The sequence below is a fragment of the Pseudomonas sp. BP8 genome (assembly GCF_017875955.1).
GTDB lineage: Bacteria > Pseudomonadota > Gammaproteobacteria > Pseudomonadales > Pseudomonadaceae > Aquipseudomonas.
On the sequence record NZ_JAGINK010000001.1, the window covers coordinates 451,260 to 465,484 of the forward strand.

Annotated in this window: 13 protein-coding genes; 3 read left to right on the forward strand and 10 right to left on the reverse strand. The window is 61.6% G+C overall.

The window, feature by feature from the left end; genetic code table 11:
• Positions 1–9: 9 nt before the first annotated feature.
• Both J3B00_RS01910 and J3B00_RS01915 read right to left on the reverse strand, forming a co-directional pair.
• Positions 10–594 (reverse strand): hypothetical protein, encoded by a 585-nt coding sequence (locus J3B00_RS01910; protein ID WP_209862834.1) that lies wholly within the window; start codon positions 592–594, stop codon positions 10–12.
• A complete protein-coding gene (locus tag J3B00_RS01915; RefSeq protein ID WP_209862837.1) occupies positions 560–1,303 on the reverse strand; it encodes an SURF1 family protein in 744 nt (247 codons plus the stop codon). Before J3B00_RS01915 ends, J3B00_RS01910 begins: the two co-directional genes overlap by 35 nt.
• Before the next feature lie 62 nt (positions 1,304–1,365).
• Here J3B00_RS01915 and J3B00_RS01920 point away from each other — a divergent pair, with 62 nt between their 5' ends.
• Positions 1,366–1,569, forward strand: coding sequence for a twin transmembrane helix small protein (locus tag J3B00_RS01920; RefSeq protein ID WP_209862841.1), 204 nt, complete (start codon positions 1,366–1,368; stop codon positions 1,567–1,569).
• Positions 1,570–1,716: 147 nt separating this feature from the next.
• Here the strand turns inward: J3B00_RS01920 and J3B00_RS01925 are convergent, their stop codons facing one another.
• From J3B00_RS01925 to coxB, 4 genes are read right to left on the reverse strand one after another with little or no spacing between them, the layout of a single operon-like run.
• Positions 1,717–2,604 carry a cytochrome c oxidase subunit 3 gene (locus J3B00_RS01925; RefSeq protein ID WP_209862846.1) on the reverse strand — a complete coding sequence of 296 codons (888 nt, stop codon included), beginning with the start codon at positions 2,602–2,604 and terminating at the stop codon, positions 1,717–1,719.
• Between the two features lie 16 nt (positions 2,605–2,620).
• Complete coding sequence (locus tag J3B00_RS01930; protein WP_209862849.1) at positions 2,621–3,187, reverse strand: cytochrome c oxidase assembly protein; 567 nt, start codon at positions 3,185–3,187, stop codon at positions 2,621–2,623.
• Between the two features lie 10 nt (positions 3,188–3,197).
• Entirely contained in the window at positions 3,198–4,790 is a 1,593-nt protein-coding gene (gene ctaD, locus J3B00_RS01935; RefSeq protein WP_209862852.1) for a cytochrome c oxidase subunit I, read from the reverse strand.
• A 43-nt stretch (positions 4,791–4,833) separates the two neighbouring features.
• Positions 4,834–5,961, reverse strand: coding sequence for a cytochrome c oxidase subunit II (gene coxB / locus J3B00_RS01940; protein ID WP_209862855.1), 1,128 nt, complete (start codon positions 5,959–5,961; stop codon positions 4,834–4,836).
• Between the two features lie 387 nt (positions 5,962–6,348).
• Here coxB and J3B00_RS01945 point away from each other — a divergent pair, with 387 nt between their 5' ends.
• Positions 6,349–6,990 (forward strand): hypothetical protein, encoded by a 642-nt coding sequence (locus tag J3B00_RS01945; RefSeq protein WP_209862858.1) that lies wholly within the window; start codon positions 6,349–6,351, stop codon positions 6,988–6,990.
• Between the two features lie 145 nt (positions 6,991–7,135).
• Complete coding sequence (locus tag J3B00_RS01950) at positions 7,136–8,224, forward strand: hypothetical protein (protein WP_209862861.1); 1,089 nt, start codon at positions 7,136–7,138, stop codon at positions 8,222–8,224.
• Between the two features lie 2 nt (positions 8,225–8,226).
• Here J3B00_RS01950 and J3B00_RS01955 read toward each other — a convergent pair whose 3' ends face one another.
• From J3B00_RS01955 to J3B00_RS01970, 4 genes are all read right to left on the reverse strand, one after another.
• Positions 8,227–9,753 carry a SulP family inorganic anion transporter gene (locus J3B00_RS01955; protein ID WP_209862864.1) on the reverse strand — a complete coding sequence of 509 codons (1,527 nt, stop codon included), beginning with the start codon at positions 9,751–9,753 and terminating at the stop codon, positions 8,227–8,229.
• Between the two features lie 192 nt (positions 9,754–9,945).
• Positions 9,946–10,668 carry a carbonic anhydrase gene (locus J3B00_RS01960; RefSeq protein WP_209862867.1) on the reverse strand — a complete coding sequence of 241 codons (723 nt, stop codon included), beginning with the start codon at positions 10,666–10,668 and terminating at the stop codon, positions 9,946–9,948.
• Between the two features lie 317 nt (positions 10,669–10,985).
• Positions 10,986–12,044: a PA0069 family radical SAM protein gene (locus tag J3B00_RS01965; protein ID WP_209862870.1), complete on the reverse strand. Its 1,059-nt coding sequence runs from the start codon at positions 12,042–12,044 to the stop codon at positions 10,986–10,988.
• A gap of 79 nt (positions 12,045–12,123) precedes the next feature.
• Positions 12,124–14,148 carry a M3 family metallopeptidase gene (locus J3B00_RS01970; protein ID WP_209862873.1) on the reverse strand — a complete coding sequence of 675 codons (2,025 nt, stop codon included), beginning with the start codon at positions 14,146–14,148 and terminating at the stop codon, positions 12,124–12,126.
• Positions 14,149–14,225 lie beyond the last annotated feature (77 nt).

Genomic DNA, 14,225 nt, shown 5'->3' on the forward strand with positions numbered 1-14,225 from the left:
GCGTGGCTCCTATCCGATGTTGGACAGCTTGAGCAGGTGGCGCAGGTCATCCAGCACGTGCTTGCCTTTGACCTTGGCGTCGTAGCGCAGCACCAGGTTGCCGTGTGGGTCGACGATCCATAGTTGCGGGCCAGGCTCGCTGACCGCCTGACGGTAGCGCTGCACGTCGAGGGGATAACGCTGCAACTGCGGGTACCCGCGACCAAGCACCGCCTGGTAGTCGCCTGGCAGCGCCTGCGCAGTCGCCAGGGCATGGCTGGCGCGGCTGGCATCGCGGCCCAGGCCAATCTGGATCTGCCGGGCCAGATACACCAGTTGCTGGCAGTCCTCAGCGCAGCTCGCCGGGGCGCTGACCAGCAGTTGCCAACGCTGGTCCTGCGCGGTGATGCCGATATCGCCACGCCCTTGGCCGTTGCCGATCATCGCTCCGTGAAAGCTGCGACCTTCCGGTACCCAGAACTGGAACTTGTACATACTGGTGGCCAGGATCATCGGGCCGAGGGTCACCAGCAGGATCAGCAGCAGTTGCAAGCGCCCACGCGCTCGCGGCTTGAGGCGTTCAGGCACGTCCAGTGGACTCGTGGCGGCGCTCATGGTGATGCTCCTTGTTGTTGTTGTGCCAGCCGAAGTACAGGTACAGCAGCACCAGCGCCGCCGACAGGGCGAACCACTGCACGGCATAGCCCAGGTGCTTTTCCGGGCCCATGGCGACTACCGGCCAGGCCAGCCCGTAGCTGGCCGGGCCGGGTTCGAGGCGCAGTTCATGGGCGAAACCTTGCCGACCCAGTCGTTGCCAGAGCGGGCCGACATCGATGGCCGTCAACAACTGCGGCCAGTGCCCACCGACCGGGTCGGGATGCAACTGAAAGGCGCTGCCTGGCGCGACATACACCGAGGCTTGCAGAGCAAGCGCCTGCACCGGGGTGTCGAAGCGCACCGGCACCCGCCGGTCCGGCCACGGCAGCCAGCCGCGGTTGACCAGCAGCCAGAGGCCGCTGCTCTGGTCGAGGAAGGGCTGCAGTAGTTCGACCCCGACCTGGCCATCGCGCAGGCGGTTGTCCAGCAGCAGGCTGTGCTCGCTGTCGAAGTGGCCGTACAGCTGCACGCGGTAGAAGGCCGGATCGGGCAATTGCTGCAGGTGCGCCACTGTCTGCGGTGCTTCGATCGAGCGCTCGGCGTAGCTGTCGAGCAGCGCGCGTTTTTCGTCGGCACGGCGCAGCTGCCAGCAGCCGAGCGCGATCAATCCTGGCAGCAGCGCGAGCACTACCAGGGTGGGTACCAGGCCGGGGCGAAAGGGCTTCACCGGGGCCTCGGCGGGTCGAGCGCTATACTGAAAGTCATCACTGCATCCCCCGGAGTGCCGCCATGCTCAAGGCCGCGATTGTCCTGTTGCTGTTGGCTACCATCGCCAGTCTGTTCAGTGGCCTGGTGTTTCTGGTCAAGGATGAGCAGAGCTCGACCCGCCTGCTCAAGGCGCTGACCGTGCGCGTCAGCCTGGCGGCCCTGACCCTGGCCCTGGTGACCTGGGGCTTCATGAGCGGCCAGTTGGTCTCCCACGCCCCGTTCTGAGTCCTGCACCGCCCTGCATTCCAACATCTCCCCTGTAGGAGCGGGCTTGTCCCGCGAAGAGGCCGGTCCAGCTACCGTGGTGTGTGGCACCGGCTTTGCCGGTTTCGCGGGACAAGCCCGCTCCTACAGGGTCAGGCGGTGTGCTTGTTAGAGCACATACACAAAGATGAACAGCCCGATCCACACCACATCGACAAAGTGCCAATACCAACTGGCCGCTTCGAAACCGAAATGTTTTTCGGCATTGAAGTGCCCACGCAACACGCGGCAGAACATCACGATCAGAATGATCGTGCCCAAGGTCACGTGGGCACCGTGAAAGCCGGTGAGCATGAAGAACGTCGCGCCATAGATACCCGAGCCCAGCGTCAGCCCCAGTTCGTTGTAGGCCTCGTGGTACTCGTAGGCCTGCAACGCGACGAACGCCAGCCCCAGCAAAATGGTCAGCCCCAGCCACAGCTTCAGTGGGCCACGGTGATCCTTGCGCAGGGCATGGTGGGCAATGGTGATGGTCACGCTGGAGCTGACCAGCAGCAGGGTGTTGATCAGCGGCAGGTGCCACGGGTCGATGACATCCTTGGGCGGTGGGAACAGTTTCGGGTCTGGGGTGTGCAGCAACGGCCAGGCGAACTCGAAGCTCGGCCAGAGCATGTGCGCGACGCCCTTGGCGCCCTCGCCGCCGAGCCACGGCCCGGCCAGCACTCGCACATAGAACAGCGCACCGAAGAAGGCCAGGAAGAACATCACTTCGGAGAAGATGAACCAGCCCATGCCCCAGCGAAACGAGCGGTCCAACTGCGGGCTGTAGAGGCCGGCCTTGCTCTCTTTGATCACCGCGCCAAACCAGCCAAACAACATGTAGGCCAGGCACAGCGCACCGGCGAAAAAGATCAGCGGCCCGTGCGATTCAGGGTGGCCGGCCTTCAGATCATTGAACCAGGTCCCCAGGCCAAACACCGTGATGAACATGCCGATGGTGGCGATGATCGGCCATTTGCTCTGCGCCGGGACGTAGTAGTGATCGTGACTTGCCATTGCTGTTCTCCTTCCCTCAGCGGGCGCGCTGGACGCCCTCGGTCGCAACGTGCGCGACTGGCGGGTGGCGAGCGGTGATGTCGAACAAGGTGTAGGCCAGGGTCAGGTGCTTGACGTTGCCCGGCAGGTCACGGTCGACGATGAAGCGCACCGGCATTTCGATGCGTTCACCGGGTTGCAGGACCTGCTGGGTAAAGCAGAAGCACTCGGTCTTGTGAAAATACGCAGCCGCCTCGGCCGGGGTGATGCTGGGGATGGCTTGGGCGCTCATGGGTTTGTCGGTCGGGTTGTGGGCGACGAAGATCATCTGGTTGACGGCCCCAGGGTTGACCTCGATCTGATCGGCGCGTGAATGAAAGTCCCAGACCATGTCACTGGCATTGGTCGACAAGAACTGCACACGTACCGTGCGCGAGGGGTCGCTGACCTGGCTCCCTTCATAGGGGCCGCCGGTCTTGCCGTTGATGCCGAAAGCCTTGCACATCACGTCGTAGATCGGCACCAGAGCAAAGCCGAAGGCGAACATCACCACCGTCAGCAGCAACAGGCGGCGCACCAGGCGTTTGAGCGGCAGGCCAGTCATCGACGCGCTCCTATTTCACTTCCGGTGGAGTCTGGAAGGTGTGGTACGGCGCTGGCGATGGCACCGACCATTCCAGCCCTTCGGCACCGTCCCATGGCTTGGCCGGCGCCGGTACGCCGCCACGAATGGTCTTGATCACGATGAACAGGAAGAAGATCTGCGTAGCGCCGAACATGAATGCGCCGATCGAAGAGACCATGTTGAAGTCGGCAAACTGCAGGTTGTAGTCCGGGATGCGCCGCGGCATGCCGGCCAGGCCGACGAAGTGCATGGGGAAGAAGGCCAGGTTCATGCCGACAAACGACAACCAGAAGTGCAGCTTGCCGAGGGTTTCGTCGTACATGTGGCCGGTCCACTTCGGCAGCCAGTAATAGGCCGAGGCAAAGATGCCGAAAATCGCCCCCGGAACCAGCACATAGTGGAAGTGCGCCACCACGAAATAGGTGTCGTGATACTGGAAGTCCGCCGGGGCAATCGCCAGCATCAGTCCAGAGAAACCGCCAATCGTGAACAGAATGACAAAAGCGATGGCGAACAGCATCGGCGTCTCGAAGGTCAGCGCCCCTTCCCACATGGTGCTGACCCAGTTGAACACCTTGACCCCGGTAGGTACCGCGATAAGCATGGTTGCGTACATGAAGAACAGCTCGCCGACCACCGGGATGCCGACCACGAACATGTGGTGAGCCCAGACGATGAACGACAGGAAGGCGATCGCCCCCGTGGCGTAGACCATCGAGGTGTAGCCGAACAGCGGCTTGCGCGAAAACGCCGGGATGATCGAGCTGACCGCGCCAAACGCCGGCAGGATCATGATGTACACCTCGGGGTGGCCGAAGAACCAGAACACATGCTGGAACAGCACCGGGTCACCGCCGCCCGCTGCACTGAAGAAGCTGGTGCCGAAGTGGATATCCATCAGCATCATGGTCACCACGCCTGCCAACACCGGCATCACCGCGATCAGCAAGAAGGCGGTGATCAGCCAGGTCCAGACGAACAGTGGCATTTTCATCAAGGTCATGCCGGGTGCGCGCAGGTTGAGGATGGTCGCGATCACATTGATTGCGCCCATGATCGAGCTGATGCCCATCAGGTGGATGGCGAAGATGAAGAAGGTCACGCTGGCCGGGGCGTAGGTGGTGGACAGCGGGGCGTAGAAGGTCCAGCCGAAGTTCGGCCCGCCGCCAGGGCTGAACAGGGTCGAGACCAGCAACAGGAAAGCCGCCGGCAGTAGCCAGAAGCTGAAGTTGTTCATCCGCGGCAGGGCCATGTCTGGCGCGCCGACCATCAGCGGGATCATCCAGTTGGCCAGGCCGACGAAGGCCGGCATCACCGCGCCGAAGACCATGATCAGACCATGCATGGTGGTCATCTGGTTGAAGAAGGCCGGCTCGACGATCTGCAGCCCGGGCTGGAACAGCTCGGCGCGGATGACCATGGCGAACGAGCCACCGAGCAGGAACATGGCGAAGCTGAACCACAGGTACATCGTGCCGATGTCCTTGTGGTTGGTGGTGAGCACCCAACGCATCAGGCCCTTGGCCGGGCCATGCGCGTGTTCATGGCCGTGGCCGTGGTCGTCATCGATCACTGCACTCATGTCCTGTCTCCTGCAATCCACTGGCTGCAACGGGGATAGCGGTTCATTTGGCTTCTGCCTGCTTGAGCGCCAGCACATCCTTCGGCGTGACCATGTCACCCTTGTTGTTGCCCCAGGCATTGCGCTCGTAGGTGACGACGGCGGCGATATCGACTTCCGACAGCTGCTTGCCGAACGCAGCCATGGCGGTGCCGGGCTTGCCGTGGAAGACAATCCCCAAGTGCTCTTCGAGAGGCCCGGTGGCGATCTTCGAGCCTTTCAAGGCCGGGAACATTGGCGGCAGGCCCTGACCTTCGGCCTGGTGACAGGCGACGCAGGTGGTGTGGTAGACCTTGTCGCCGCGGGCGACCAGCTCTTCAAGCGTCCACTCCTTGCTGGTCAGCTCCTTGAGCTGGGCTGCCTCGGCTTTGCGCTCGCTCAGCCAGGTGTCGTAGTCGGCCTTGGACTTGACCTCGACCACCACCGGCATGAAGCCGTGGTCCTTGCCACACAATTCGGTGCACTGGCCGCGATAGATGCCGGGCTTCTCGACGCGCGTCCAGGCCTCGTTGACGAAGCCTGGGATGGCGTCACGCTTGACCGCAAACGCCGGTACCCACCAGGAGTGGATGACGTCGGCAGCGGTGACCAGGAAGCGCACCTTGGCACCAACCGGCAGCACCAGCGGCTGGTCGACTTCCAGCAGGTAGTGTTCGTCCTTGGGTGCCTTGTTCTGGATCTGTTCGGCGGGGGTGGCCAGGTTGCTGAAGAACTCGACGTCCTGACCCAGGTATTTGTAGTGCCACTTCCACTGGTAGCCGGTGACCTGGATGTCGATGTCCGACTCGCTGGCGTCATAGATGTCGATCAGGGTCTTGGTGGCCGGAATGGCCATCACCACGAGGATCAGCAAGGGGACTACGGTCCAGAGGATTTCTACCCACGTGTGCTCGTGAAAGTGCGCTGGCTGCTGGCCGGTGGAGCGGCGGTGGATGACCATCGACCAGAACATCGCGCCAAACACCACGATGCCGATGACCACGCAGATCCAGAAGATGGTCATGTGCAGATCGAACACTGCGTGGGAGACTTCCGTCGCCCCTGGCGCCATGTTGACGGTCCATGCGGCCTGCGCCTGACCGAAAACCGACCACAACAGAAGGCCCATCCAGACATGTGGATGTCGCATCATTGCGGGTTCCCCTTATCGTTCTTGTAGTCCCGGAGGCATAGACCTTGGGCAAGGGGGGGCGGCGGTCAAGACAGCCTACTTCGACGACCGAGCTCCTCTGCAAACTGCAGGCGGGCCTCATCAACGAATCACGTTCAACCCGAGTATAGACAGCCACTAATGGCGCGCAATGCAGCCTGTGAAATGATCGTCATGAAACAGGAAAAACCGCTGGAAGCCGCATGAATGCTGATGCATGGCACAATAATGGCCAAGATATATAGCTGACTGCGCACACGTTTGCGCGTTTTATAACAAATACGTCTTAGGTATTCCGTATACCGAGCTAACTTAGAGTCTTCCGTAAAAGCTGTCTTCCATTTGTCATCCCTTGTCCCTGGAGTTGTCATGAACATCGCTGCTGTACGCGAGCAGATCAAAGAAGCCCATCAACATGAGAGCCGGACCGGCCAACTGCAACAGCGTCTGGAGGCGCAACTGCCTCATCTGCATCCTACGATTCAACTCCCCGAGCAGGATGCCCAGGGTACTTTGGCGCGCTTCGTCTGCGCCTACATCGATGAGGTTCCGGAACTGCTCGAGGCCGCCCATGAAGTGGCCCTTGAAGCCGGTATCGAATCGCAGATCAAACCGGTACTGAAGATTGCCGAGGCTTACTTCCAGCAGCCGCCGAGTGTCATGCAAGGCCACGTGGGGCTGGATTGCCTGCTGGATGAGGCGTATCTGGCGCATCGCCTGGTGGAGGAGGTGAATGACCTGTACATCAAGCATTTCGGCCAGCCGCTGATCCCGGCGGACACCACCGTGGCCAATCTCATCGCGCATCAGCTGATCGGTGAAGCATTTGCCAACCAGCTGGATGAGGTTGTCCATCATTCGGTGGACGAGATGCTCAATGACGAGAGCTTTGCCCTGGAATCGGTCGAGGCCTATCGTGCCAAACTGAGCAGCCCCGAAACCGGCGAGGCCTGGAAACGCTGGCCGTGCCTGTCGCGACGGTTAGGTGTCGAGCTCAGCCAGCCGGCTTGAGCCACGTGGCTTGATGGCCGAATGTCACCCATGTAGCGGGAGCTGCTCCGGAAAGCGCTCCCGCTGACCGCTAAAACGGCCAATTGCTACGGTCTTCCTCCCCCGACCACGAGGTCGGCGAATTCAGTTCGATGAGGAAGCAAGCATGGCGCTCAAATGGAACAGGCTGTACACCGATCTGCTGCGTGGCAGTCGCTCGACATTATGGGGTAACTGGGCCCTGAACCCGGTCATCAAACCTGGCGCGGTGGGTATCGTAGACCCCTCGTCCGGCGACTTCACATTGGTCAACGACGTGCTGCCCAACGCGGAAGTGATCAAGATGGAGCAAGGCCGGCGCTGGTCGATCAGCTCCAAGGATGTCACCCGCAACCAAACCAAAGCCAACATTTCCGGCACCGTGTTCGACCCTGCCACTGGCGCACAGGTCAAACCCGACCTGACCATCGAGTGGGCCTTTGGCAAAGAGCAGTCGATCGTTTCCGAATTTGCCCTTAACTCCGAACACCGCTTGAAGGATCTGGCCCTGCTCCGTGATCAGTTCGACTGGCTGTACGCCCAGGCCGAGAAAGTCGGCATGGCCAGCAACGGCAGGATTGCCGAAGGCTTTGGCGTGGTGACCAACGTGATCTATGCCGATAGCGGCGTGAATGCCGGAGCCAAGAGCAAAGATGCCACGTTTTCCATGAGCGGCACGGCCAGTGGCCTCAATACGTTGCTGGGGGAAAACGGCATCTCGGGAAAAGGCGCAGCCACGTTCCTGACCTCGCGTAACAGCTCGGCAGTCGAATCGCACACGTTGCCTGCGCAGGATGGCCAGAAAGCCACTGCGCCCTTGCCGGTGGCCTACAGTTTCGCCTCGTTTGGCCCGGGTAAACTGGTCATACCCGTCTGGGTGCAACAGATCGGCACGCTGCGTATGCATGTCGACAGCAAAGCCAGCTCAGCGACCACCTACCTCACCAAGGTTACCCTGGCCTACGACCTGCCTGGCAAAGGCCGCGTTGAAGAAGGCCCGATCACCATCCCGGGGGGGCTATCGCACAATTTCAACATCCCCATGGCTGCGAGTCGCCTCGACTTCAAGGCCGAGTTCGTCAACGTCGGCCAGAACGAGACCCTTCGCAGGCACTGGGCAACCCCCGTCAGCCAGTGGGTCGGCGGCGCCCGGACCATCAACCTGTACGGTACCTGGCCCGGTTCGCCGTCTGTCAAAGTGGTCGAAGAAGACTGACCTCAGACCTGCGCAGCCGTGCGTAAGCGTCCCTCGACCCTGCGCTTGAGTCCACGCTGCTCGATCAGCAGCCGCGAACCACTGGCACGGTTCGCCCGGCCCCAGTCTTCCAGCAGCTCGAGCACCGAGTGGTCGATGTAACTGAGGTTCGCCAGTGGCACGTGCAAGTGCGTGCCGGCTGGCACAGCTTCCAGCACCTGGGTCAGTGCGGGCACCTTGAGGAAGGTTGCCGCACCGCTCAGGCGAAGTTCCAGGTGCCCCGGCTTTTCCAGTTCGACCAGGTTGATCTTCAACCGCGCGGCTTTCAACGCCAGGGTCAACAGGGTCAAGGCAAAGCCCAGCAAGACGCCCGTCAGCAGGTCGGTGAAGATGATCGCAAGGGCCGTCGCGGCGTAGGTGAACATCGGCATGCGACCATAGCGACCCAGCCCGCGAAAGGCCTTGAAGTCGACCAGCTTGATACCGGTATAGACCAGCACACCGGCCAGGCTCGCCACCGGAATCTGCTGCAGCACACTGCTCAGCACCACCACGAACGCCAACAGCCAGACACCATGCAAGATCGCCGAAGCACGGGTCTGCGCCCCAGCCTGCACGTTGGCCGAGCTGCGTACGATCACCCCGGTCATCGGCAGCGCACCCAGTACACCGCAGAGCATGTTACCGATGCCCTGAGCCGACAGCTCCTTGTCAAAGTCCGAACGCTGGCCGCTGTGCATGCGGTCTACCGCCGCCGCCGACAGCAGGGTTTCGGCACTGGCGATAAAGGCCAGAGCAAAGGCCGCCACCAGCAGGGTCGGGTCGGCCAGCTTCAACAAATCGTCAGGCCGCAGCCAGTCGATAGCTTCGGACAGGTCTGCCGGTACCACCACGCGATTGACTTCCAATGCCAGCCACATGCTGATCACTGTCATCGTCGCCACCCCGAGCAGCGCACCTGGCACAAAGCGCAGGCGCTGCGGCCGCCAGCGCTCCCACGCCCACATCATGGCGATGGTGCCCAGCCCGAGCACACCGGCTTGCCAGCCAGCGCCAGCACTTTCCAGCGGCATCGCCGCATCCAGCGTAGCGGGGAATTCCAACAGGTTCTGCAAGCCCGATGGCTGTGGCGCGGTGTCGAACATCACATGCACCTGTGACAGCACGATCAGCACGCCGATCCCGGCGAGCATGCCGTACACCACCGCCGGTGCCGTGACCCGGAACCAGCAGCCCAGGCGAAAACGCCCGGCCAGCAGTTGCAGCAGGCCCGCCAACAGCAGGATCGGCCCGAGCATGGCCATGCCATGTTGCCGTACCAGCTCGAACACCAGCACCGCCAGGCCTGCAGCAGGGCCGCTGACCTGTAACGGCGAGCCGGCAATGAAGCCGACCACCAGGCCGCCGATGATACCGGTGATCAGCCCCTTGGCTGGCGGCATGCCTGAGGCAATCGCGATGCCCATGCACAACGGCAGGGCCACCAGGAAGACCACTACCGACGCTAGCAACTCACGCGGCAGGGCCGCTTTTATCTGTGTCTTGTTCACCCTGTTTCTCCTTTCTCTGTCGCACGGCCATTCCGCTGGCCGTAGGCACGTTTGGGCCCTGACGAACGCGCAGGCGCGGGCCGCCAGCAGGGATGCCGGCAAGGCAGTCAGGGAAATTCAAGGCAGCCGAAAGCCGCACCGCGCCCTTATGGGTGCGGCCGGCTATCAAGGTCGTTCAGGTGTCAGGGTCGCTTAGTAGCGGCCTCTCGGAGTAGCGCAGGGTACTGGCTCGCCTGCGGTCAGCGGCAGGAAGCTGTCGCTGGTGGCGTCGTAGGCTTCGATACGGCTGGTCTCGATGTCGTAGATCCAACCGTGGATGTACAGCTGGCCGGCGGCCAGGCGCGAGGCAACCGAAGGGTGAGTGCGCAGGTGATGCAACTGGGCGATGACGTTTTCCTTGGTCACCACTTGCATGGTCTCTTGCTCGCTGCCGCAGGAGCAGTTGTCTTCGACCACGGTGCGGGCGACTTCGGCGTGACGCAGCCAGGCCTTGACGGTGGGCATCTTCTCCAGCGAATCGGGGTTGAGTACCGCACGCATGGCGCCACAGTCAGAGTGACCACAGACGATGATGTGGTGTACGCCCAAGGCCATCACCGCATATTCGATGGCGGTGGAAACGCCGCCGTTCATCTGGCCGTAGGGCGGCACGACGTTACCGACGTTACGGGTCACGAACAGGTCGCCTGGCGAGCTTTGGGTAATCAGCTCTGGAACGATCCGCGAGTCGGCGCAAGTGATGAACATGGCGCGCGGCGTCTGTGCGGTGGCGAGCTTCTTGAACAGCTCTTGCTGCTCCGGGAACACGTCGTGATGGAAGCGCAGGAAGCCGTCGACGATATGCTTCAGGGCGGCATCGGCGCTCTCGGCGGGGGCATCGGCCGGAGTGGCTTTGGATGGGTCCTTGACGGGCATGATTCATCCTCTTGACGGTGTGTTGGTAAGTTCCATTTTACCGGTGAAAGTTTAAGTCTATGCGTGGAATTAGATGACGCGCACGGGCTATTAATCACAGTCGGTGTGGACTGATTTCCTACGCTACTAGGGAAAACTTAACTGAAACTTAATTTGAAGGCTCTAGAACGGGCGTTCCAGCTTCAAGGGGCGGGACTTTGATAATAGCAAAAAAACATCAAAGGCCAAGAGTCATTAGTAAAAATATTGTTGGGCATTAGTCGCACTAAACATCACGCGCAGAGTTAAACACGGGTTTTCGGGGGAGGGGGTACGGGTCAGAACAGCGCCATCTGTCCCCCCGGTGGGCAAAACGCCGAACAATCCAGCGCCTGTGCCTCACGCCCCTCGAACTGCAACCGGCGCATCGCCCGGGCAAAACGCTGCGCAAGCAATTCGGCAAATACGCCTTCGCCGCGCATGCGCGTACCAAACCGGCTGTCATAAAGCTCGCCGCCACGGCTCTGGCGAATCAGGCTGAGCACATGTGCAGCGCGCTGCGGGTAGTGATCCTGCAGCCACTGCTCGAACAATGGCGCCACCTCCAGTGGCAAACGCAACATCATGTATGCCGCGCTCTGCGCCCCCGCGGCCTTGGCGGCCTCGAGCAGCTGTTCGAGCTCGTTGTCGTTGATCATTGGAATCATCGGCGAACACAGCACACCCACCGGTATACCCGCCTCACGCAGTACGCGGATGGCCCGCAAGCGGGCCTTGGGCGCGGCGGCACGGGGCTCAAGCACTCGCTTGAGTTCATCATCGAGGGTGGTGAGGCTGATCATTACCCGCGCCAGGCGCTGGCTGGCCAGCTCGGCCAGCACATCCAGGTCACGCAGGATCAGCGAGCCTTTGGTGACGATGGTCACCGGGTGACGGTAGCGCAGCAGCACCTCGAGCAAGCGCCGGGTCAGGCGTTGCTCGCGTTCGATGGGTTGGTAGGGGTCGGTATTGGAGCCCAGGTTGATCGGCGCACAGACATAGCCCGGTTTGCTCAACTGCTGTTCGAGCACCTCGGCAGCGTTGGTCTTGGCGATCAGCTTGGTCTCGAAGTCCAGGCCGGGAGAGAGGTCCCAGTAGGCATGGCTGGGGCGGGCATAGCAGTAGATGCAGCCGTGCTCGCAACCGCGGTAAGGGTTGATCGAGCGGTCGAAGGGCAGGTCGGGAGAGGTGTTGCGCGTGATGATGGTCTTGGCCGTCTCGATGCGGATCTCGGTGCCCTGGGTCACGGGGACTTCCTGATACCAGCCGTCATCCTCAGCCACCGACTGGCTCGGGGCAAAGCGGTTGTGCGGATTGTGGCTGGTGCCACGGCCCTTTTGCGGTGCTGGCGTCAACATCACTCATCCCTATACTGTATCCATATACAGTATAGTTGATCAGCGGAATGTTCCAGCACCTTCTGTCAGCAGGCGGCGATCAGGCCAGTCCACGCCATTGCAGGTAAGGCTCGGCGCTCACCGGGCGCCCCATGAAGGCCTCGAAACTGGCTTTCAGTGGCCGCGAAATGCCCGGCGCGAACAACGCTTCGAGCAGCGCCAAGCCGGTGTGCTGATCGAGCAACCCCGCCTGCTCGAACCGTGAAAACAGGTCGAAGGCATACACATCCGACCACAGGTAGGCGTAGTACCCCGCGTCATAGCCTGTCACCAGGTAATCGAAGGCATGCATTGGTCGCTCGAAACCTGCCAGCGGCCAGCGTGCGGCGCGGGCATGATTGTCGAGCACGCGTTGCTCGAGAGTGCGGCCATCCCGGGGGGACAGGTGCAGGTCGAGGTCGAACAATGCATCGCCGAGGATCTTCGCGCATTCGCGGATGCTGTCGTTCTTGCCAGCGTCGAGCCAATCCTGCAACTCGGCAGCCGTCAGCGAGTGCCCCAGCTCATGGTGCGCAGAGATACTCGCCAGGTAGTCGGCATCCCAAGCCCAGCGTTCCAGCAGTTTGCCGGAAATTTCCACCCCATCCGAGCCAAGCCTCATCAGATCGGACAAGAGATGGTTATTCGTACGCACCAGCAAGTGGTGCAAGGCGTGGCCGAACTCATGGAACAGCTTGCGCAAGGCTTCATGGTCGAGCAACGGTTGGGCACCGTCCGGGCCTGGCGCAATGTCACACATGACCGCCGCGACGGCGCCGTGATAACGGCCTTCGGCGTTTACCCGACGATTCCACAGGTAAGCCGTGTACACCGCCTCCGGCTGCTTGGCGGGGTGCTGGAGGAGATCCAGATAGAGGTAGCCGAGCGAGGCGTGGTCCTTGATCACCTCATAGGTGAGCACGCTCGGGTGCCAGGCGGGGGCCTCGCTCCATCGCTGCAGGGTAACGCCAAACAGCTGCTGCGCCAGGTCGATCAGCGCCTGGACGACGGTGGGCAAAGGGAAATGATCACGGATCTGCTCCTCGGACAAGCCTGACCTCTGTTGCACCTGCAATGCCAGCAGGTAGTCGATGTCCCAGGGCTGGACCTGCTCAAGCCCGTGCTCTGCTGCCAGGCGTTGCAGCTGTTCCTGCTGAACGCGCATGACCGGGCCGATGCGCGTCGCCAGGTCGCCGAGAAACGCCTGCACGTGCTCTACGGAACCCGCACTTTTGCCCTGCATGCCCAGCTGGACGTAGTTATCGAAGCCCAGCAGGCGTGCCTTGTCTTCTCGCAGCTCGGCCAATTGCTGAAGGACGACGCCATTGTCCAGCGAAAGTTGCGGATGGCTGCCACGGGTCTGATAGAGCCGGTACATCTGCTCTCGCAGGCTGCGATCATGCACGTGGCAGAGGATGAATCGGTAGGCGAGCCCATCACAGGTCAATGGCAGGCCGTCTGTGCTGGAGGGCGCTGGCGCCATTTCCTGCAATTGGGACAGCTGCCATGGCGCAAGCCCATCCAGGCTGGCCAAGTCAGGGACAGACAACGTCGACTCGCTGACTGAGCGGGCAATGTTGTCGGAATAGCTTAATTCCAGAGTGCGAATTTGCGCTTCGATCTCTTCGAGTTGCGCCTTGGCAGCATCATCGAGCAGTACGCCGGCCAGGCGAAAATCCCGCAAGATCAGCTCCAGCGTTACTCGCTGGTGTGCGTCGAGGTGTCTGCCTATAGCGCTGTCGAACAACCTCAGGTAGAGCTGATAGAGGCGCGCATCCTTGAGTTTGTGCTTGAGTCGACTATCGACCCGTTCGTAGCCGTCGATGATTACCGCCGACCACTCATCGCTCTGGTACAGCAGCGGCACGATCACATAACGGGTGCCCAACAGCGAGGCGTCCAAATCATCAACCGCCAGCACCAGATCATCCCAGGTAGGCAGCTCGCTCTGGTTCTCGATAATCCGCTCGATAGCGAGTTCATGCTCACTAACCCGCTGCTCCAGATAGGCGCGCATCTGTGCCGGGGTCAGCTGGCTGTAGTCCAGCGGGGTGTTTTCCGGGAAGGGGAGGTTTAACGTCGACATGAGCTATCTCAGGTGGTGGTAAGAACCCCTGAGTGTCGAACGGGCAGCGATGGCAGCGTTGTTAACCCGCTACCACC